This window comes from Dactylosporangium siamense, from assembly GCF_016862795.1.
Classification (GTDB): Bacteria; Actinomycetota; Actinomycetes; order Mycobacteriales; family Micromonosporaceae; genus Dactylosporangium; species Dactylosporangium siamense.
Map to the genome: position 1 here is coordinate 1 of NZ_BONQ01000063.1, position 21,132 is coordinate 21,132.

Consider the following 21,132-nt stretch of genomic DNA (forward strand, 5'->3'; position numbering starts at 1 on the left):
TGACCCGATCGAGATGGTGGACCGGCTGGGGATGGCGTTCCTGTCACAGGACGCGGCCGCGGTGCTGGCGTGCTTCGTGCCCGACGACGACATCACCTATGTGGGCAGCGAGGCCGGCGAGTCGGCGACCGGGCGGGCCGAGGTCGAGAAGCTCCTGGAGACCCTGTTCGCCCGGCCCGAGTCCTACAGCTGGCAGGCCACCGCGGCGACGGTGCACACGGTGCCGGGCGGGGCGTTCGTCCTGGCCGAGGCCGACGGTTTCGAACACCACCCGGACGGGTCGGCGACGCCCTTCCCCTACCGGGTGACGGGGCTGCTGTCCCGGCGCGCCTCGGGGGTCTGGCTGTGGCGCGCCGTCCAGGGCGCCGAACCGACCATCGCCTCCCCAGACTAACAGTGTTAGTTTAAAGGCTATGCGTGCCGTCTACTTCGCCGCCGCGCGGCGGACCCCCATCGGGAAGCTGCGCGGCGGCCTCAGCCATGTCCGCCCCGACGACCTCGCGGCGACGGTCATCCGGACCCTGGTCGAGGGCATCGACCCGGCCCGCGTCGACGAGGTCTACTGGGGTGCGGCCAACCAGGCCGGCGAGGACAACCGCAACGTCGCCCGGATGGCCGCCCTGCTCGCCGGGCTGCCCGAGTCGGTGCCCGGCGCGACCGTCAACCGGCTCTGCGCGTCCGGCCTGGAGGCGGTCACCGTCGCCGCCCGCACCATCGCCGCCGGCGAGGCCGACGTGGTCGTCGCCGGCGGGTCCGAGTCGATGAGCCGGGCGCCGTTCGTGCTGCCCCGCCCCGACGACGCCCTGCCCAACGCGATGTCGATCGCCGACACCCGGCTCGGCTGGCGCCTGGTCAACCCGTTGATGAAGGACCTGCACGGGCTGCTGTCCATGGGTGAGACCGCGGAGGAGGTCGCCGCCCGCTACGACGTCTCCCGCGACCGGCAGGACGCGTTCGCGCTGCGCAGCCACCAGCTCGCCGCTCGGGCCAGGGACGCGGGTGACTTCGCGGACGAGATCATCCCGGTCGAGGGCGTCACCGCCGACGAGGGCATCCGCGCCGACACGAGCCTCGCCAAGCTCGGCAACCTCAAACCGGTCTTCAAGGCCGGCGGCACCGTCACCGCCGGCAACTCCTCCCCGCTCAACGACGGCGCCGCCGGCCTGCTCCTGGTCAGCGAGGACGCGCTGGGCGAGCTCGGCCTGGAGCCGCTCGGCCGCTACGTCGCCGGGGCGTCGGCCGGCGTCCACCCGGACGTGATGGGCATCGGCCCGGTCCCCGCCACCGCCCGGGTCCTGGCCCGCAGCGGCTGGAAGCTCGGCGACGTGCGGTCCGCCGAGCTCAACGAGGCCTTCGCCGCGCAGGCCCTCGCCGTCACCGACCAGCTCGGGATCGACCCTGCCCTGGTCAACCCCTCGGGCGGCGCGATCGCGCTCGGCCACCCCCTGGGCTGCTCCGGCGCCCGCATCCTGACCACCCTGCTGCACCGCATGCGCCGCACCGGCGCCACCCGCGGCCTCGCCACCATGTGCGTCGGCGTCGGGCAGGGCACCGCCGTCCTCGTGGAAAGGTGATCATGTCAAGGTTCGCTGGAAAGGTCGCCGTCGTCACGGGCGCGGCGCAGGGCATCGGCCTGGCGACCGCCCGCCTGCTCGCGTCCCAGGGCGCCCGCGTCGCGCTGCTCGACCTGGACGCCGCCCGCGTCCCCGCCGGGGTGGGCACCGCGTACTCCTGCGACGTCACCGACCAGGGCGCCGTCGACCGCACCTTCGACACCGTCGCCGAGGACCTCGGCTCGATCGACGTCCTGGTCAACAACGCCGGCATCACCCGCGACAACCTGCTGTTCAAGATGCCGGCGCAGGAGTGGGACTCGGTCCTCACCACCAACCTCACCAGCATGTTCCTGTGCTGCCAGGCCGCGCAGCGGCACATGGTGCCGGCCCGCTCCGGGCGCATCGTCAACCTCAGCAGCCGCTCCGCGCTGGGCGCCCGCGGCCAGGTCAACTACGCCGCCGCGAAGGCCGGCGTGCAGGGCCTCACCGCGACCCTGGCGATCGAGCTCGGCCCCTTCGGCATCACCGTCAACGCGGTCGCCCCCGGCTACATCGCCACCGCGATGACCGCGGCCACCGCGACCCGCGTCGGCAGCACCCCGGAGGACCACCAGCAGGAGGTCGCCGCGCGCACCCCGCTGCGCCGGGTCGGCCAGCCCGAGGAGGTCGCCGCCGTCATCGCGTTCCTGGCCAGCGACGAGGCCTCCTACGTCTCCGGCCAGACCCTCTACGTCAACGGCGGCGCAAGGTAGTTACTTGACGACGACGTCGAGTTCGACCACGTCGGTGGGCTTCCTGGCGTCGCCCGCGATGTCGACCACGCGCAGCTTGTACGTGCCGGGCGCGTACTTGAACTGGAAGCCGAGGTTGCGGGCGGACGCCAGGTTCTCCGAGCCGGAGGACATCGCCTCGTTCGGCGCGGTCTTCGGGGCGACCTCGGTGCCGTCGGGCAGGCCCAGGCGGAAGTGCTCGGAGCCCACGTATTCGCTGCTCTTGCCGTTGTACCGGATGTCGAGCTTGCAGGTGAGGACCCGGTTCTCCTTGAGCGCCTGACCGTTGTAGTCCAGGAAGCCGCCGCGCACGTCGCAGGTGGTGAACGTGACCTCGAGGTCGTGGATGGCGAGCTTCTTGTCCTTGAGCACGTTGACCGGCTCGTAGGCGACGACCTCGCCGCCGCCGAGCGGGACTTTGCCCTGGGCCTCCTTGCCGTCGCCGATGAGCAGGGTGCCGGTGCCGATGCTGGCCTTCAGCGGGTCGTACACGGCGAAGGAGATGTGGAAGTTGCTCTTCTGCCCGCCGGAGACCTGTGAGGACTCCTTGAACGAGCCCGAGTACTCCTGGCCGTCGATCTGGAACGAGGTCCGCACGCCGTAGGACTGCACGGTGTCGTCGCCGAGGTTCTCCATCTGGACCTCGACGACCAACGGGTCCTGGTCGGCGTCGGCGTCGTAGGTCATCTTGCCGAAGGTGAGCTTGACCTGGCCGTACCAGACCGCCTTGTTGATCTCGACGGTCTGCTGCTTCGCGCCCGGCTTGGCGTCCTTGGTGTTGGCCGGGCCGGCCTGGTTTCCGCCGTTGCCGCCGGTGCCGGTGCCCCGGTTGCCGGTGGCGCTCGAGCTGGGATCGTCGGACTTGTCGCTGCTGACGGCCCGCCAGGTGGCGACGCCACCGACGCCGAGCAGCAGCACGACGACGAGCGCGAGGCCGACGATGAGCGCCGTCTTGCCGCCGCCGCCGTTCGTCCGCCTGGGCGGCGGCGGGGTGAAGGGCGGGAACCCACCGGGCGGCCCGCCCGGCGTCGCGGGGCCGCCGTGCCCGAACTGCGCGGTCGCCGCGGCCGGTGGCTGCGCCCCGAACCCGGCGGCCTGCGGCTGCGCCCCGAACCCGGCGGCCTGCGGCTGGGCACCGAACCCGGCGGCGCCGGCGACGGGAGCGCTGGCGGGCGGCGCGAATCCGCCGCCGGGTGGGTAGGCGCCCGGGCCGGCGGCGGGTGAGACCGGTGGCCCGCTCGCCGGGGGCGCGCTGTGCGGCATGCCACTCGTCGGCGGGGCCGAGACGGGGACCCCGGAGGACGGCGGAAGCCCACCGATCCACCCCGGCGGGGACGCCGGCGATCCGGCCGGCGACATCGGGCCGGGCACCGGCGCCGACACCGGAGCGGCGGCGCCCATCCCGGCGGCCGCGCCCACCGGGCCGGAGATGGGCGCGCCCAGCGGCGCGCCCATGCCCGGCGGGCGGGGACCCGCCGGGAACCCCGGATGCATCCCCGTCGCGGGGCCGGCGGCCGGTGCGGGGCGGCTCGGCATCGCGGCGATCGCGCTGCCCAGGGCCACCACCAGCTCCGGCTGCTCGATGATCGTGGGAGCGACGCCGAGCCGCTGGTGCAGCAGGGTGCTGACCATCGGGATGCGGCTCGACCCGCCGACGAGGAACAGCCCGGCGATCTGGTCGGAGCGCACGCCCGCGCGCTGCAGGGTGTTGGCGGTCAGGTCGACCGTGCGTTGCAGGTACGGCCGGGACACCTGCTCGAACTCCGCGCGCGTGACGTGCAGGTCGACCTCGAACAGCGGCACGTGCACGCCCGCGGACGAGGTGCGCGACAGCTGCTCCTTCGCGGTGCGCACGTCCTCGCGGAGCAGGAAGCTGCGCCGGCGGGAGATGTCGTCGGACGGGTCGGTGAGCTGCCGCCACCGGTCGGCGTCGCCCATCGCGAGGCTCCGGCCGACGTCGGTGAGCAGGGCCGCGTCGAGGTCGACCCCGCCGACGTCGGGCAGGCCGTCGCTGGCGAGCACGTCCCAGCCGCCGTCCGGGCGGCGCCGCAGGACGGAGGTGTCGAAGGTGCCGCCGCCGAAGTCGTACACCACCAGCACCCCGCCGGGCGGGATCTGCCGCCCCATCACGGTGGTGAAATACGCGGCGGCCGCGATCGGCTCGGGCACCAGGATCGGTGCGGGCATGCCGGCTCGGGCCGCGGCGTCGGCAAGGACGGTCCTGCGGTGGGTGGCCCAGTTGGCCGGATACGTCAGCACGGTGCGCACGGGCATGATGCCGAGCACCCGCGACGCCTCGTCCCCGACCCGCCTCAGGACGGCCGACAGCAGGTCCGACACCGGATACTCGCGGGCGCCGAGCAGCACCGTGCCGTCGTCGATGCGGCGCTTCGGGTTGGGCTCGAAACGGCTCGGGTCGAGCCGGGCGCTGCGCTCCGCGTCCTTGCCGGTGAGCAGGTGCCCGTCGACCTCCGCGAACACCGACGACGGCAGCAGGAAACTCGCGTCGAACAACAGGGGCTGGCTGCGACCGTCGGCAGAGGTCAGCGCCGCAACCGTGTGGGTGGTCCCCAGGTCGACGCCCAACTGCGAGTCGGATTGCCTCGTCACGCCGACACGGTATCCCCTGCCATCAACGCCTGGCGCTGCCCTCCGCCTTTGTCGTGGTCTTCGAGACCTCCCTGATGGTTTCGTCGGTCTGGACGAGGGGCGTGTCGACCAGGTGCTCGGCCAGGAACCACGCCTCCAGCTCGCCGGTGCGGATCACCTGGGAGACCAGCAGGTCGTTGGTGCCGTCGTCACCCATCGCGACCGTTTTCGCCGCCGCTTCGTGCGCGTCGGTCAGGATCATCTCGTGGGCCTCGAGCAGCCGCGACAGCATCGCCGGCACCTCCTCGGCACCGTCCGGCGCGCGCGGCACCCGGGTGAGCTCGGCGACGTGCCGCGGGTCGCCGACCGCGATCCCGCCCAGGGTCTGCACCCGTTCCGCGATCGCGTCGACGAGCTCCAGCTGCTCGCCGGCGTGCTTGTCGAGCAGCAGGTGCAGCTGGTAGAAGGTCGGGCCGCGCATCAGCCAGTGGTGCTTCTTGTAGAGGGCGTACAGGATCTGGGTGTCGGCGAGGACCTGGTTGAGCCGCTCGCAGGAGTACATCCGGGTGTCCGCGGACAGCCCGACCGGGAACTGCCGGATCGTGCCGAAATGCTGGATCTCCCGGCCCTGCTGGTGCAGCCACGGCTGGCTGCCCTTCTTCTTCGTCGCCGCTTGCGCGGTGCTCTTCGCCGCTGGCGCGGCGCTCTTCGCTGGTGGCATGGTGGCGCTCTGCCCTCCGCCGCCGGGGCGAACCTCACCCGGGGGCGGAACCCGCGGGTGGGTCGCGGCGTCAGACCGGGTATGACACGCCTGCGCACGCTCGCCGCCACGATGGTCCTGCTGCTCGCCGGCTGCGGCGACCCGGCGCCGGTCGGCGGCGGGGGCGTCCCCGGCGCCGCCGTCAACTACCGCCCCGACGAGCTCGTGCTGCGTGTCGACGTGTCCGGCGGTCTCGTCCCGGTCGCCATGACGGTCACCGAGGTGCCGACGCTGAGCATCTACGGCGACGGCCGCGTCGTCACCAACGGCCCCATGATTGAGATCTTCCCGGGTCCGGCGCTGCCGAACGTGCAGGTGCAGGGGATCCTCGCCCCGTCGGACATCACGAAGCTGGCCCGGATGGCCCTGGACGCCGGCGTCGGCCAGGCGACCGACTTCGGTATGCCGAACGTCGCCGACGCCCCCACCACCCACATCATGGTCCGCACCGTCGCCGGCACGCAGGCCAGCGACATCCCGGCGCTGGGCATCGGCGAGGACTCGCTGTCCGCCCCGCACCGCGCCGCCCGCCAGCGCATGCAGCGGCTGGTGGAGGCGCTGACCGACCTGGAGTCGACGCTGGGCAAGGGCACCGTCTCCGAGTCCCGGCCGTTCGTGGCGAAGGGCGTCGCCGCCGTCGCCGTGCCGTGGGCCGAGATGGGCGGCGACCAGGGCGTGCCGCCGCAGGCGCCGGTGGCGTGGCCGGGCCCGGCGCTGCCCGGTGAGGCGGTCGCCGACCGGCCGGGCGTGCACTGCGCCGGCGCGACCGGCGAGGAGAGCAGCCGGATCCTCGCCGCCGCCGGCAAGGCCAACTCCCGCACCCCGTGGACGTCGGCCGGCTCGTCGTGGCAGGTCACCTTCCGCCCGTTCCTGCCCGACGAGTCGACCTGCGCCGACCTGGCGCACCGTCCCTGACGGCGGCCGGGTTCAGGACGGCGGTCGGGCTCAGGACGGCGGTCGGGCTCAGGACGGCGGTCGGGCTCAGGACGGCGGTCGGGCTCAGGACGGCGGTTGGGCGACCCGCTGGCGGACCTGCTCGGCGTCGGGGTGGCCGAGGTCCTCGAGGATGGTGAGGGCGGCCAGCCAGCAGGCGCGGGCCTCCGGCTCGGCGCCCGCCGCCCGGTGCAGGTCGCCGAGGTGGGTCTGGGTCTCCGACTCGCCGTAGCGGTCGCCGATCTCCCGCCACAGCTGGAGGGCCTGCCGGTAGCACTCGGCCGCCGGTTCGTGCTCGCCGAGCTGGTGGTGGATGAAGCCGATGCTGTCCCAGCTGTACGCCTCTCCGGTCCGGTCCCCGATCCGCTGCTGCAGCTCCAGGGCCTGGTGGCAGTGGTCGAGGGCCTCGCGGTGCTCGCCCGACGCGGCGTAGGACCAGCCGAGGTTCGCCAGCGCCGCGCCCTGCCCGGCCTGGTCGCCGGTGGCGCGGAGCAGGTCGAGGGAGCGCAGCAGGTGTCCGATCGCGTCGCGCGGGCGGGCCTGCCGGTCGGCGATGAAGCCGAGGTTGCCGTGCACCCTGGCCCGGCCGGCGTCGTCGCCGATCCGCCCGTAGCGGTCCAGGGCCAGCTCCAGGTGGGTGGCGGCGGCGTCGTAGTCGCCCATCCGGATGCAGGCCCGGCCCAGCTGGTGCGCGCTGACCGCCTCCCCGGCGGCGTCGCCGGCCCGGGCCGCCGCGGCGAACGCGATCCGCTGCGCGGCGAGCAGGTCCGGCCAGTGGCCGCGCCGGTCGAGGTGGTCCACGAGGGTCCACGCCAGCCGCCACGCGTGCGCGTCGTGGCCGGTCGCGGCGGCCTCCCGCACGGCGGCGAGCAGGGTGTGGTGCTCCACGGCGTACCAGGCGAGTGCCTGCGCCTCGGTCTCCAGCGCGCCGCCGGCGGCGACGTCCGGCAGTGGCGTGCGGTGCGGGTCGAGCAGCAGCGCCGCGGTGTGCGCGGTGCGCAGGTAGTGCTCCAGCAGCCGCAGCGTCGCCGCGGCGCGCTGGGCCGGGCCGTCGAGGGTGCCGGACAGCTCGGACGCGTACGCGCGGAGCAGGTCGTGCGCGACGAACCGGCCCGGCGCGTGCTCGGTCAACAGGCTCGCGTGGGTCAGCTCGGCGAGGGCCCGGCGCGCGTCACCCGGCACTCCGGGCGGCCCGGCCACCGTGCCGGGCTCACCGGCGAGCCCGGTGGGCCCGGCAAGCCCGGCGGGCCCGGCAAGCCCGGCGGGCCCGGCAAGCGCGGCGGGCCCGGCAAGTGCGGCGGTCGCGGTGCACGGCTCGCCGAGGAGCGCGGCGGCGGCGGCCCGGCCGACGTCCGGCCCGGGCGCGAGCGCGAGCAGCCGGAAGAGGCCGGCGGCGGGTGCGCTCAGCCGCTGGTACGACCAGGCGAACACCGACCGGACGTCGGTGGCCGCGGCGGCGTCGCGCAGCACGGTGAGCCGCCCGCGCTCGGCGCGCAGCTCCCCGGCGAGCCCGGCGAGCGGCAGATCAGGGCGCGCGGCCGCGCGGGCGGCGACGATCACCAGCGCCAGCGGCAGCCGGGCGCACGCCTCGACGATCGCGTCGACCGCGGCCGGGTCGGCGGCGACGCGGGCCGGGCCGACCCGGGCGGCGAGCAGCCGCCGGGCCTCCTCCGCGGTGAGCAGGTCGAGCGTGACGGGCACCGCGCCGTCGGTGGCGACCAGGCCGGTGAGCTGGTTGCGGCTGGTGACGAGGACGAGGTTGCCGGACCCGCCGGGCAGCAGCGGCCGGACCTGCCCGGCGTGCGCGGCGTTGTCGAGCACGACGAGGAACCGCCGGCCGGTGAGGAGGCTGCGGAACAGCCCGACCCGGGCGTCCAGCTCCGCGGGGACCTGGTCGGGCGCGACCCCGAGCGCGGTGAGGAACGCCCGGAGCGCCTCGTCCGCGGTGACCTCCGCCTCGCCCGGGCCGAAACCGCGCAGGTTCACGTACAGCTGCCCGTCGGGGAACCGGCCGGCGACCCGGTGCGCCCAGTGCACGGCCAGGGCGGTCTTGCCGACCCCGGCGGTGCCGATGACGATGACCGTGCCGGCGTCGGCCTCGTCGAGCCGGGCCATCGCCGCGTCCCGCCCGGTGAAGGCGTCCGGCGCCGCCGGCAGCTGCCGCGGGACGCCGCCGTGCGGCTCGGCCCGGCCCCGGTCGTCGGCCCGGCTGTGCTCCTCGGCCCGGTCGCGGGCGTCGGCGAGCGGGCCGAGCTCGTCCGGCGCCGCGTCGAGGAGCTGGACGAGCGTGTCGAAACGGTCGGTGGGCGGCACGATCTTGCCGGTGAAGTAGCCGCCGATGCTGCCGTGGGACCAGCCGGTGCGACCGGCGAGCTCCCGGTAGGTCAGGGGCGGGTCACCGCGCCGCCGCGCCTGCCTGCGGCGCAGGTGCCGCAGCAGCTCGGCGAGCCCCTCGACGTTGGAGACGGCGGTCGCCAGGACCGCCGCGCTGTCGCTGTCCACGGTGGACGGCGGTCAGCTCTTGACGGGTGGGCCCGAATCCATCAAGCGGTAGTTGGAGATCTCCTCCGGGTCGGGCGACACCGCGGGCGGCGTCGGGTCGACGACCAGGACGGCGCCGAGCAGGGCACCGATGACCACGAACAGTAAGGATTTGCGCGCCGACACCTTGACTCCTCACCCCGTGCGGTTTGTAGAGGCACCCCGTGCGGTTTGTAGAGGCCGCAGGATACCAACCGGCCACCAGTCACTGAGCGACGTGGATCTTTTCGGTGGTGCGGGCCGGCGCGGATAGGGTCGGCCCATGCGCGTCGAGGAGTTGCTGGCGTTGGACCGGGCCCATGTCTGGCACCCGTACGGGCCGATGCCGGGCCGGAGCGTCCCGCTGGTCGCCACGTCGGCGCAGGGCACCCGGATCCGCCTCGCCGAGCCGTTCGAGGGCCACGACGAGCTGGTCGACGGGATGGCGTCGTGGTGGTCGGCGATCCACGGCTACCGCCATCCCGTCCTCGACGCGGCCGCCGCCGACCAGCTCGGCCGGATGAGCCACGTGATGTTCGGTGGCTTCACCCACGAGCCGGCGGTCTCCCTCGCGGCGCGGCTGGTGGAGCTGACCCCGCAGCCGCTGCGGCACGTGTTCTTCAGCGACTCGGGGTCGGTGTCGGTCGAGGTCGCGATCAAGATGTGCCTGCAGTACCAGCGCTCGCTGGGCCGGCCGGCGAAGCGCCGGCTGTTGACCTGGCGCGGGGGGTACCACGGCGACACCTTCCATCCGATGTCGGTCTGCGACCCGGACGGCGGGATGCACAGCCTGTGGTCCGGGGTGCTGCCGGCGCAGGTGTTCGCGCCGGAGCCGCCGGCCGCGTTCGACCCGGCCTACGCGGCGCGGCTCACCGCCCTGATCCACGACCACGCGCACGAGCTCGCCGCGGTCATCGTCGAGCCGGTCGTGCAGGGCGCCGGCGGCATGCGGTTCCACTCGCCCGAGTATCTGCGGGTGCTGCGCGAAGCGACCCGCGCCGCGGACGTCCTGCTCGTGTTCGACGAGATCGCGACCGGGTTCGGCCGCACCGGGGCCCTGTTCGCCGCCGACCACGCCGGGGTCAGCCCCGACGTCATGTGCCTCGGCAAGGCGCTCACCGGTGGGTACCTGTCACTCGCGGCCACCCTGTGCACCGCCGAGGTGGCCGACGGCATCTCGCGGGGATCGGTCCCGGTCCTGGCGCACGGGCCGACGTTCATGGCCAATCCTCTGGCCTGCGCGGTCGCCGGCGCGTCGGTCGACCTGCTCCTCGCCGGCGACTGGCGGGGCGACGTCAAACGGATCGAGACCGTCCTGGCCGCCGGGCTGGAGCCGGCCCGCGGTGCGGAGGGGGTCGCCGACGTGCGGGTGCTCGGCGGGATCGGCGTCGTGCAGCTCGACCACGAGGTCGACGTCGCGGCGGCGACCCGGGCGGCCGCGGCGCACGGGGTGTGGCTGCGGCCGTTCCGGGATCTGATCTACACGATGCCGCCGTACGTGACGACCGCCGACGAGCTGGAGCTGATCTCGTCGGCGGTCGTCGCGGCGGCGCTTGCCGGTTAGCGGCCCTGCAGCGACTTCACGTTGTCGCCGAAGGTCCAGTTCTTCGAGCCGTCCCAGTTGATCGACCAGGTCATCAGGCCCTTGAGCTGGGTGTTGTACGCCTGCGACACCAGTGACGGGGTCATGTAGCCGCCACCCGCGCCGGTCTGGGCGGGCAGGCCCGGGACCTGCTTGTCGTAGGGCACCCGGATCGTGACGCCCTGGATCGTCAGGCCGCTGTTGAGGCAGTTCGTCTGCACCTGGAAGCCCTGCACGGTGCCGGCCGAGTAGGAGTCACCGGCGCACCCGTACATGCTGCCGTTGTAGTACTGCATGTTCAGCCACCAGAGCCGGCCGTTGTCGACGTACTTCTTGATGATCGGCAGGTAGGAGCCCCAGATCGAGCCGTAGGTGACGCTGCCGCCGGTCACGTACGCCGTCTCCGGCGCCATCGTCAGGCCGAAGTTCGACGGCATCTGGGCGAGCACGCCGTCGATGATCCTGATCAGGTTCGCCTGCGACGCGGACAGCGTGTTGATGTTGCCGCTGCCGGTCAGGCCGGTCTCGATGTCGATGTCGATGCCGTCGAAGTTGTACGTGCGCAGGATCGGCACGATCGTCGCGACGAACCGGTCCGCGACGGTGCTGGAGCTCAGGTCGATGCCGGCCGCCGCACCACCGATCGACATCAGGATCGTCGCGCCGGCCGCCTTCGCCGCGCACATCTCGGCGGGCGTGGACACCTTGACCCCGGCGTCCATGCCGTTCTCCCACAGGACCGTGCCGTCGGACCGGATCACCGGGAACGCCGCGTTGATCACGTTGTACCCGTGCTGCTTGATGCGCGCGTCCGTGATCGGGATCCAGCCGAGGCCCGGGTGAACGCCGTTGGAGGCGCCGTCCCAGTTCTCCCAGTAGCCCTGCAGCACCTTGCCGGCGGGCCGCGACTTCACCGCACAGGTGCTACCACCCGGCGACGTCGACGTGGTGGGGCTGTTGCTGGGGGTCCGGCTCGGGGTCGGGCTGGTGCTGGGGGTCCGGCTCGGGGTCGGGCTGGTGCTCGGGGTCCGGCTCGGCGTCGGGCTGGTCGTCCCGCCGGTGCACGCGCCGAGGTCCGTCCACAGCGACGGGGTGGCGGCGGGGTTCCAGCCGGCACCGGCGTACGCGGTGTGGGTGACGAGGGCCTGGTACAGCTTGCCGCCGTAGGTGACCTGGGTCCCGGCCGTGTACGTGTTGCCCTCCGCCCAGGCGGGCGCCGAGCACGTGACGGCGGCGGCGGCGTTGCTGGCGGCCTCGGCAGTCGTGATGGTGGTCATGACCAGACCCGCTACGAGCGTCACCGCCGCACCGGCAATCAGGGCAAATGTTCGACGTTGCGCTCTCATGGGCGAGCCCTCCACATCGATGGTTCGATGGGCAGGGAGCGTATCAGTTAAGTTTCTTTCACAAAAGAAGTACCTCTATGTATGCAGGTCATCGCGTTGCGCACTTTAAGGTTCCGTTACGTTTCGACCCCGCACCCCTTCCCCGGCGGGGCAGGTTCGGTTGCATCTTGTTGTGATGGGTTCTGTTGATTTCCGTGTGACATCGTTAGCATATCCATCAATATTCACCGATGGCCCGCCCGCCAGCAGGACCCAAGGAGAACCCCCATGTCCGCACCGCACCACCGGCGACGGCTGCTCGGCGCAGCGCTCGCCGCGTTGCTCAGCCTCGGGACGGCGGTGTCCGCCGCACCGCCCGCATCGGCCGCGCCGGCCCAGCCGTCGCCGCTGACCACCCCCTGGACGAACCAGGCGCTCGCCGGCCAGCCGCTGCCTGAGTACCCGCGGCCGCAGATGACCCGCCCCGACTGGCTCAACCTCAACGGCGAGTGGCAGCTGCGCCAGTCCACCACCAACGACAACCCCGTCTTCGGCCAGACCCTGCCGGAGCGGGTCAACGTCCCGTTCCCCGTGGAGTCGGCGCTCTCCGGGATCAAGCGGCCCGCGAACGACAACCGGCTCTACCTGTTCTACCGGCGCACGTTCACCGTGCCGGCCGGGTGGGCCGGGCGCCGCGTCCAGCTGCACTTCGGCGCGGTCGACTACCAGGCCACCGTGTGGGTCAACGGCGTGCAGGTCGGCGGCCACACCGGCGGCTACGACCGCTTCGAGTTCGACATCACGCCGCAGCTCAACGGGGGCACCAACGAGCTGATCGTGCGGGCCTACGACCCGTCGGACACCGCCGGGCTCAACATCGCCCGGGGCAAGCAGGTGCGCAACCCGGGCGGCATCATGTACACGCCGTCGTCGGGGATCTGGCAGACCGTGTGGATGGAGCCGACGCCCACGTCGTCGATCTTCAGCGCCGACCTGTACCCCAACCTCGCCAACAACACGCTGCGGATCCGCGTCTTCACGCGGGGGGACGTCACCGGGCACTCGGTCCTCGCCGAGGCGCTCGACGGCACGACCGTGGTCGGCACCGCCACCGGTGGCTTCACCGAGTTCACCGTCCCGGTGCCCAACGCGCGGCGCTGGTCGCCGGACGACCCGTTCCTCTACAACCTGCGGCTCTCGCTGCGCAACAGCTCCGGCGCGACCGTCGACCAGACCATGCACTACTTCGGCATGCGTGAGGTCGGCAAGGCCGTGGTCAACGGCAAGCTCGTGCCGACGCTCAACGGCCAGTTCGTGCTCCAGACCGGCGTGCTGGACCAGGGCTTCTGGCCCGACGGCCTCTACACCGCGCCGACCGACGCGGCCCTCGCCGGTGACCTGCAGAAGATCAAGGACCTCGGGTTCAACATGGTCCGCAAGCACATCAAGGTCGAGCCGCAGCGCTGGTTCTACCACGCGGACCGGCTCGGGCTGCTGGTGTGGCAGGACATGCCGAGCATGGGTGAGGCGCCCGGCACCGCGGCGCAGCACGCGCAGTGGGAGACCGAGGTCGGGCAGATCGTCGACGAGCACCGCTCCTCACCGGCGGTCATCGTGTACGTGCCGTTCAACGAGGGCTGGGGCGAGTGGAACCTCGCCGACACGACCCGGGTGGTGAACAACGTCAAGAACCAGGACCCGACCCGCCTGGTCAACCCGCACAGCGGCTACAACTGCTGCAACTCCAAGGGTGACCCCGGCAACGGCGACATCCAGGACTGGCACTGGTACGTCGGACCGAACTCGCCGACGCCGACCAGCACCCGGACCGCGGTCCTCGGCGAGTACGGCGGGCTGGGCATCCGCTCCGCCGGCCATGAGTACAGCCCGAACGGCCAGTACTTCGCCTACGAGACGCACCCCAACGGGCAGTCGGCCACCGACCGGTACCTCGCCGTCCAGGCCCAGGCGCTCAACCTGGTCTACACGCGCGGGCTGGCCGGCATGGTCTACACCCAGCCGTTCGACGTCGAGGGCGAGTTCAACGGCTTCTGGACCTACGACCGGCAGGTGCTCAAGTTCGACGGGGCCCGCGTCCGCGCCGCGAACCAGCAGATGATCGCGGCCTCGAAGCGACTCAACACGGCCGGCCCGCCGCCCGGCGCCCCGGTCACCGGCCCCGGCGGCAAGTGCGTGGACATCGCCTCGGACGACACCGGCGGTAACGGCGCCGCGGCGCAGCTGTGGGACTGCCAGCTCAGCGCGGTCGACCAGCACTGGTCGTGGGACGGCCAGGCGCTGCGCACCCTGAACCGCTGCCTGGACGCGACCGGCAACGGCACCGCCAACGGCACGCTGATCCAGCTCTGGGACTGCAACGGCGGCGGCGCGCAGCAGTGGGTACCCCAGACCAACGGCTCGCTGCGCAACCCGCAGTCCGGCCGCTGCCTGGACTCGCCGAGCGGCTCCACGGCCAACGGCGCCCGGCTGCAGCTGTGGGACTGCAACGGCAGCGGCGCGCAGGTCTTCCGCCTCGGCGGCGGCTCCCCGGGTGCGACGTTCGTCAACGGGCCGGGCGGCCAGTGCGTGGACGTGGCCGCGGACGACACCGGTGGCAACGCGGCCGCCGTGCAGCTGTGGGGCTGCCAGCCCTACGCGGTCGACCAGCACTGGGCATGGGACGGCCAGGCGCTGCGCACGCTGAACCGGTGCATGGACGCGACCGGCAACGGCACCGCCAACGGCACCCTGATCCAGTTGTGGGACTGCAACGGCGGCGGCGCGCAGCAGTGGGTGCCGCAGCCGAACGGCTCGCTGCGCAACCCGCAGTCCGGCCGCTGCCTGGACTCGCCGAACGGTTCGGTGAGCAACGGCGCGCGGCTGCAGCTGTGGGACTGCAACGGCAGCGCCGCGCAGGTGTTCCTCAAGCAGTGATGTCCTGGGCGGGGGTTGCCGGCCGGCAATCCCCGCCCAGCTTTTCAGCAGGTGCCGGTGTCGGCCGACCTGGTCACCTCGGCCCGCGCGAGCGTCGTGCCCTGCAGGGCGGTCACGGCGTACGGGGCGCCGTCGTGCGCGGCGAGCTCCTGCGCCATCTCGTCGGAGACCTGCACGGCATGCAGCACGAACCGCAGGCCGCCGCTCCGCTCGTCGCCGATGATCACGGCGGGCACGGTCCAGGTCCCGTCGGTCAGGAAGGTCAGCGCCGCCTCGTAGAAGAACGCGTTGCCGCTGTTGACGAACAGCACGACCCGGCCCTTCGCCGGCGGCGCGCCGACGCCGGTGACCGACAGGCAGCGCGGCACGACCACGGACGCGAGGGTGAACCGGAACACCGGCACCGCGTCCCATTCGTGGTACAGGATCGTCACGGAGCCGTTGGCGGCCACGTCCTGGACGGCGACCCGGACCACGCGTGCCGGGCGCAGCTCGGTCGGCGGCGCGACGACACAGAAGCGTGCCCCCTTCGTCGCCTCGACGAGGTCCTCCGCGGGGTACGGATCGGTCTGGATCGCCTCGAGGCAGTCGGCGGGCTCCTGCGCGGCCGCGGTCAGCGGGGCACCGGCGAGGCCCTGGCCGAGGATCAGCGCGCTGTAGGCGGTGGCGAGGCTGGCTTCGAGCTGGACGGGTCCCAGGTCAAGGTGCTTGGTGACGCGCGTCCCGGACAGGCTGCCCTCGACGACGACCCGGGTGCCGATGCCGACCGGCACGAAGTCGACCGGGCCGGGGATGGCGACGACGACAGGGCTGCCGGTCGGGCGGGGGGTGGCGCCGACGCCCCCGGGGCCCGAGGTGGTGCCGCGGGCCAGCCAGGCCGCCGCGACGGTGACGGTCAGGACCGCCACCGCGACCGAGGCGAACGCCCCCGCGGCCGCGAGCGCCGGCCGCCAGCGCGTGGGCGGTCCGGGCCGCACTGGTCTCCGGGGCGCCACCGGCTCCGGCGCGGGTGATGGCGACGGCGCGGATGACGGCGACGGCGCGTCGCCGGCGAAGGAGGGGGTGACCCTCGCAAGAGCGAGCGGCAGGTCCCTCCACCACCGGCCGGTGGCCGGGCGGGAGACCTGGAACGCCGGCGTCTGCCGGGCGAGGGCGATCAGCAGCGGTGACGGTTCGGCGGCCGGCCCCTTGAACGGCGCGTCGGTGCGCGCGAGATTCACCAGGACCGCGCGCCAGAACCCGGTGGGCGGCACCGCTCAGCCCCCCGACCCGCCGGCGCGGGCGAGCGCACCGCGCGAGAGCTGCTCGACGATCAGCGGCGCGGCGACCCCGACGACCAGCGCGCTGAGCGGGCCGCCGAGCTGCCCCTCGCCGCCCAGGCCCGCGGCGAGCACGGCACCGACGATCAGGCGCAGCAGCACGGATACGAGATAGGGCGCGAGGGTCGGCTCGCCGCGCCGTCTCCACGGCCAGCCCCGCGCCCGCCGGATCGCGCCCGACAGCTGCAGCGCCTCGACGATGAACCCGCCGCAGAAACCCCAGGCGGCCCAGTACACGTACAGCACCGGCCGATGCTATCGACGGGCGTCACCGGATGCACGATCCGAACGGCCATCACCACCAACCGTCACGGTCCTGCTGGAACCCCGCTCGCCTCGATTTGTCAAGAGTTGACAAAACTCGATATGGGGGCGAATCTCCGTATGGACGTCCGCACCCCCCTTTCGTACCCGCCCCATCACGGCGCCGCCCCGCCAGGCGCGCGCGTGCCACCACCCTCGGCGCATCGACGGTTGGTGATGACACGTGCGCTGACAACGTTGACACCACTGGCGGTGGCGGCGAGACAACCCTCACCGAAACGGCAGGTTGCCGCATGACCATCCGTCACCCCCGCCTTGGTAGATCCCCTCGCAGACGCACCTGGTTCGCGGCGGTCGCCCTCGCCGCGAGCCTGCTCAGCGCCACCGCGTTCACCGAGCCGGCGGCCGCCGCCGCCGGCGACTGGTCGACCGGCTTCGAGACCGGCGAACCGCAGCCGACCTGGACCAACAGCGTCGAGAACAGCAACGGCGTCGGCGGCTACTGCTGCGCGCTGACCGGTATGGAGAGCATCCCGGGCACCGGGACGGCCCACACCGGGACGACCGCGCTGCTGTACTCCGGCAACGACCTGAGCGCGACGACGTCGTTCTCGTACAACCGGGTCTTCGACGTCGACATCCCGGTCGGTTCGGCCAGCACGCTGTCCTACTGGGTGTACCCGCAGTCCGGCGGGCACCTCGACGTCGCGGTCGACCTGATGTTCACCGACGGCACCAACCTGCGCGACTCCGGCGCGGTCGACCAGTACGGCGTCCGGGTCCACCCGACGTTCCAGGGCAACGGCTCGACCCTCGGCTTCGACAAGTGGAACTTCGTCACGTCCAACATCGGCGCGGTCCGGGCCGGCAAGACCATCGACCGGATCATGGTCGCCTACGACCAGCCGCTGAACACCGGCCTGTTCCGCGGCTGGTTCGACGACATCCAGATCAAGGCCGACGGCGGCACCGCCGGCCGGCTGTCGGACTACGTCGACACCCGGCGCGGCTCCAACTCGAGCTTCAGCTACTCGCGCGGCAACACGTTCCCCGGCGCCACGGTCCCGAACGGCTTCAACTTCTGGACGCCGGTGACCAACGGCAACAACGACAGCTGGCTGTACGAGTACAACGCCACGACCGTGCAGGGCTTCGCGATCAGCCACGAGCCGAGCCCATGGATCGGTGACTACGCGCAGTTGCAGGTCATGCCGATGACCGGGGCGGTGAAGTCGACGCCGGACGCGCGCAAGTCGACCTTCAGCCACGCCAACGAGGTGGCGAAGGCGCACTACTACAAGACGCAGCTCGGCACGTACGGCATCACGACGGAGATCACGCCGACGGACCACGCCGGCGTCATGCGCTTCACCTTCCCGTCCGCGGCCGAGTCGGTGATCCTGTTCGACACCGTCGACAGCGCCAGCGGCTCACTCACCGTCAACAACGCCAACCGGACGATCCAGGGCTCGATCAACCACCGCGGCCAGACGCTGTACATCTCGGCGACCACGGACAAGGCGATCGCGGCGTCGGGCACCATCACCGGCCAGGGCGCGACCAGCTGGGTCCGCTTCGCCACCGCCGCCAACGAGCAGGTGACCCTGAAGATCGGCACCTCGTTCATGAGCGTCGCCCAGGCCACCGCCAACCTCAACCAGGAGGTCGGCACGAAGAGCTTCGACACCGTGCGCGAGGAAACCGCCAACCTGTGGGACTCGACGCTCGGCAAGGTGCGCATCGAAGGCGCCGGCAGCGACAGCATGACGACGTTCTACTCGAACATGTACCGGTCGTTCATGTACCCGAACAACCGCTCGGAGATCGTCGGCGGGGTCCGCAAGTACCACAGCCCCTACGACAACACCGTGCACGACGGCCAGATGTACGTGAACAACGGCTTCTGGGACACGTCCCGCGCGGTGTGGCCGCTGTACACGCTGCTCGCGCCGACGAAGACCGGTGAGATGCTCGACGGCATCGTCAACGCGTACAAGAACTTCGGCTGGACGCCGCGCTGGACCGGGCCGGGCTCGATCGACATCATGGTCGGCACCAACCAGGACCTGGCCTTCGCCGACGCGTACATGAAGGGCGTGCGCAACTTCGACTACCAGGCGGCGTACGCGTCGATGGTGAAGAACGCGAGCACCTACTCCGGCGCCGGCAACAAGGGCCGCAAGGGCATCCAGACCTCGGTCTTCAAGGGGTACGTCGCCACCGACGTCCTCGGCGAGTCGGCCGCGTGGACCCTCGAGGACGCCACGAACAACTTCGGCATCGCGCAGATGGGCCAGGCGCTCGGATACACCGAGGACGCCGCGTACTTCCGCAACCAGGCCCTCGACTACACGAACCTGTTCTCCCAGTCGGTCGGCTTCTTCCGCGGCAAGCAGAGCAACGGCTCGTGGCGCACCACCGACGCGAACTTCAAGCCCAACGAGTGGGGCTGCGAGTTCACCGAGGGCGCGCCGTGGCACTACGCGACCGCGGCGCCGCAGGACCCCAACGGCATGGCCAACCTCTACGGCGGCAAGACCCAGCTGTCGGCGAAGATCGACGCGGTGCTCGCCGCGTCCCGTGACTTCCTGCCCGGCTGCTACGGCGGGACGATCCACGAGATGTCCGAGGCGTACGACACCAACATGGGTCAGTACGCGCACTCCAACGAGCCGATCCATCACATGCTCTACATGTACAACTACGCCGGCACCCCCGCGAAGACGCAGAACCAGGTCCGGCGGGTGCTGACCACCCTGTACAACTCCGGCGCCGGAACGGGCAACGGCTACCTCGGCGACGAGGACAACGGTGAGATGTCCGCCTGGTACGTCTTCTCCGCGGCGGGCTTCTACCCGGCCCGGATGGGCTCGACCGACTACACCATCGGCGCGCCGCTGCACCCGAAGACGACCCTGACGCTGGAGAACGGCAAGACGTTCGTCGTCAACGCGCCGGGGGTCAGCGACACCAACCGGTACATCCAGAGCGCCACCCTCAACGGCGTCACCTACACGAAGAACTACCTGACCCACGCCGACCTGCTGGCCGGCGGCACGCTGAACTTCGTGATGGGTCCGAACCCGTCCTCGTGGGGCACCGGCGCGTCCGACATCCCCGGCTCCCTGACCACCGGCACCGCGGCGCCGGTGCAGCTCAAGGACCGGGCCACCGGCAGCACCGTCACCGTCACCGCGGAGAACGGCACCGCCGAGGGCCGGGCCATGCTCGTCGACGACACGTCGATGACGAAGTGGCTCGCGTTCGCGAACACCGCCACCATCACCTGCCAGCTGACGGCTTCGGCGACGGTCAAGCAGTACACGCTGACCTCCGCCGACGACGTCCCCGGCCGCGACCCCAAGAACTGGGTCGTGCAGGGCTCCAACGACGGCGTCACCTGGACGACGGTCGACACCAGAACGAACATCGACTTCGTCGACCGGCGCCAGACCAGGGCGTTCGTCATCCCGAACACGACCGCCTACGGCCGCTACCGGATCCAGGTGACCGCCAACCACGGCGCCGCCGAGACCCAGCTGGCGGAGTTCGAACTGCTCGCCTGACGTTTTCGCACTGATGTGGGGCGGTCACCGATCCGGTGGCCGCCCTCGCCGTTCCGGTGCCGGCGTTACCGGACCCGGGACGGGGTGAGCCGGTCCTCGATCAGCGCGGCGAGGTCGGTGCTCTCGTCGTCGTGGCGCACCGCGAACCGGTGCTGCCCGTCCCCCGCGTCGAGCAGCACGTCGGCGCCGACCGGGTTCGCGACGGTCGTCAGCCGCAGCGGACCGGTCGCGTGCGCCGCCAGACAGTCGAACCACTGCAGGAACGGGTCGCTCTGCCGCACTCCCGGCACGGTCCCCTGCCGCACCTCACTGTGCGCGAAGCTCCACCCGAGCCTCCGCACCGCATCGAGCACCCGCCACTGCGCCGCCGTCGGGTGCACGGTCACCGGGTCCACCCCGACGTCGTGCCGCTGCCCCGCGACGGTCACCGTGGTCCGCAGCCGCACCGACACCGCCGCCAGGTGCACCCCGGCGAACTGCGTGAACGGCGTCTCCCATGGCATGGCCTGCTCGAACGGGATCGCCCGGCCGCGCCCCGCCCGCAGCGTGAACCCAGCGGACACCTGCCCCCGCAGGAAGTCGACCTCAACCCCGCTGACCACGGTCATGAGCGTCACGCTCACCGCCTCGACGACCAGATCCGCTCTGGCCCCACCGAGGTGAACCTGCCCCGCCGCCATCGTCCCCGGCCGCACCCCACGCTCGTCGAGCATCGCCGATCCGTACATTCGATGCTCCTCGCACAAGCCACAACGAAAGCCGACACTAACACGTGCCACTGTACGGTTCACCCGCCCCAACCCGCATTCACCCAGCTCACCCACCCTCCGGCCGCGAAGGCCGCCTCGGCCCGGGCGGGCACCGACCGGCCCACGAAGGGCGCGTTGCCGGCGAAGGAGGCGGGCACCAACTCCGCCAAGATCACCGGCGGCTGCGGCACGTCGTGTTTGAGGGGTGCGGGTGGAGCGCAGCTCCCCCAAAGTGGATCCGCGATCGCCCAGCCCTGCGGCCGGC

16 protein-coding genes are annotated in these 21,132 nt (G+C 72.2%); 7 read left to right on the plus strand and 9 right to left on the minus strand.

The features are described 5' to 3' along the window. The 3 genes from Dsi01nite_RS21355 to fabG all read left to right on the plus strand — a co-directional run. Positions 1-394, plus strand: a 394-nt coding sequence (locus Dsi01nite_RS21355) for a YybH family protein (RefSeq protein ID WP_203847982.1), incomplete at its 5' end; no start/stop codon positions are given. Between the two features lie 19 nt (positions 395-413). After that, on the plus strand, positions 414-1,574 hold the full coding sequence (locus Dsi01nite_RS21360; protein WP_203847983.1) for a thiolase family protein: 1,161 nt from the start codon (positions 414-416) through the stop codon (positions 1,572-1,574). Positions 1,575-1,576: 2 nt separating this feature from the next. Continuing rightward, entirely contained in the window at positions 1,577-2,308 is a 732-nt protein-coding gene (gene fabG / locus Dsi01nite_RS21365; protein ID WP_203847984.1) for a 3-oxoacyl-ACP reductase FabG, read from the plus strand. Here the strand turns inward: fabG and Dsi01nite_RS21370 are convergent, their stop codons facing one another. Beyond that, positions 2,309-4,936: an Hsp70 family protein gene (locus tag Dsi01nite_RS21370; protein WP_203847985.1), complete on the minus strand. Its 2,628-nt coding sequence runs from the start codon at positions 4,934-4,936 to the stop codon at positions 2,309-2,311. It abuts the gene before it with no gap. 22 nt (positions 4,937-4,958) lie between these two features. Continuing rightward, positions 4,959-5,636 (minus strand): Dps family protein, encoded by a 678-nt coding sequence (locus Dsi01nite_RS21375; protein WP_203847986.1) that lies wholly within the window; start codon positions 5,634-5,636, stop codon positions 4,959-4,961. 81 nt (positions 5,637-5,717) lie between these two features. Between Dsi01nite_RS21375 and Dsi01nite_RS21380 the strand changes: the two genes are divergently transcribed. Continuing rightward, positions 5,718-6,590, plus strand: a complete 873-nt coding sequence (locus tag Dsi01nite_RS21380; protein WP_203847987.1) for a hypothetical protein — start codon at positions 5,718-5,720, stop codon at positions 6,588-6,590. Between the two features lie 84 nt (positions 6,591-6,674). On the opposite strand, the gene Dsi01nite_RS21385 is transcribed toward Dsi01nite_RS21380, so the two are convergent. Next, the gene (locus Dsi01nite_RS21385) at positions 6,675-9,110 is read right to left on the minus strand and encodes a helix-turn-helix domain-containing protein (RefSeq protein ID WP_203847988.1); all 2,436 of its coding nucleotides are present in this window, start codon (positions 9,108-9,110) and stop codon (positions 6,675-6,677) included. 12 nt (positions 9,111-9,122) lie between these two features. Continuing rightward, complete coding sequence (locus Dsi01nite_RS21390) at positions 9,123-9,275, minus strand: hypothetical protein (RefSeq protein WP_203847989.1); 153 nt, start codon at positions 9,273-9,275, stop codon at positions 9,123-9,125. 136 nt (positions 9,276-9,411) lie between these two features. Here Dsi01nite_RS21390 and Dsi01nite_RS21395 point away from each other — a divergent pair, with 136 nt between their 5' ends. Beyond that, positions 9,412-10,692 (plus strand): adenosylmethionine--8-amino-7-oxononanoate transaminase, encoded by a 1,281-nt coding sequence (locus tag Dsi01nite_RS21395; protein ID WP_203847990.1) that lies wholly within the window; start codon positions 9,412-9,414, stop codon positions 10,690-10,692. On the opposite strand, the gene Dsi01nite_RS21400 is transcribed toward Dsi01nite_RS21395, so the two are convergent. Beyond that, on the minus strand, positions 10,689-12,056 hold the full coding sequence (locus tag Dsi01nite_RS21400) for a carbohydrate-binding protein (protein ID WP_203847991.1): 1,368 nt from the start codon (positions 12,054-12,056) through the stop codon (positions 10,689-10,691). The genes Dsi01nite_RS21395 and Dsi01nite_RS21400 overlap by 4 nt on opposite strands. Positions 12,057-12,323: 267 nt before the next feature. On the opposite strand from Dsi01nite_RS21400, the gene Dsi01nite_RS21405 reads away from it, so the two are divergent. After that, entirely contained in the window at positions 12,324-14,969 is a 2,646-nt protein-coding gene (locus Dsi01nite_RS21405) for a ricin-type beta-trefoil lectin domain protein (RefSeq protein WP_203847992.1), read from the plus strand. A gap of 44 nt (positions 14,970-15,013) precedes the next feature. On the opposite strand, the gene Dsi01nite_RS21410 is transcribed toward Dsi01nite_RS21405, so the two are convergent. Together Dsi01nite_RS21410 and Dsi01nite_RS21415 are read right to left on the minus strand one after the other, a co-directional pair. Then, positions 15,014-16,222, minus strand: coding sequence for a hypothetical protein (locus Dsi01nite_RS21410; protein WP_203847993.1), 1,209 nt, complete (start codon positions 16,220-16,222; stop codon positions 15,014-15,016). A gap of 3 nt (positions 16,223-16,225) precedes the next feature. Then, positions 16,226-16,534, minus strand: coding sequence for a hypothetical protein (locus tag Dsi01nite_RS21415; protein WP_203847994.1), 309 nt, complete (start codon positions 16,532-16,534; stop codon positions 16,226-16,228). 311 nt (positions 16,535-16,845) lie between these two features. Between Dsi01nite_RS21415 and Dsi01nite_RS21420 the strand changes: the two genes are divergently transcribed. Continuing rightward, positions 16,846-20,118, plus strand: a complete 3,273-nt coding sequence (locus Dsi01nite_RS21420; RefSeq protein WP_203847995.1) for a GH92 family glycosyl hydrolase — start codon at positions 16,846-16,848, stop codon at positions 20,116-20,118. A gap of 65 nt (positions 20,119-20,183) precedes the next feature. Here Dsi01nite_RS21420 and Dsi01nite_RS21425 read toward each other — a convergent pair whose 3' ends face one another. After that, complete coding sequence (locus tag Dsi01nite_RS21425) at positions 20,184-20,846, minus strand: sporulation protein (RefSeq protein ID WP_203847996.1); 663 nt, start codon at positions 20,844-20,846, stop codon at positions 20,184-20,186. A 59-nt stretch (positions 20,847-20,905) separates the two neighbouring features. Then, on the minus strand, positions 20,906-21,132 hold a 227-nt coding region (locus Dsi01nite_RS21430; protein ID WP_203847997.1), incomplete at its 5' end, for a hypothetical protein.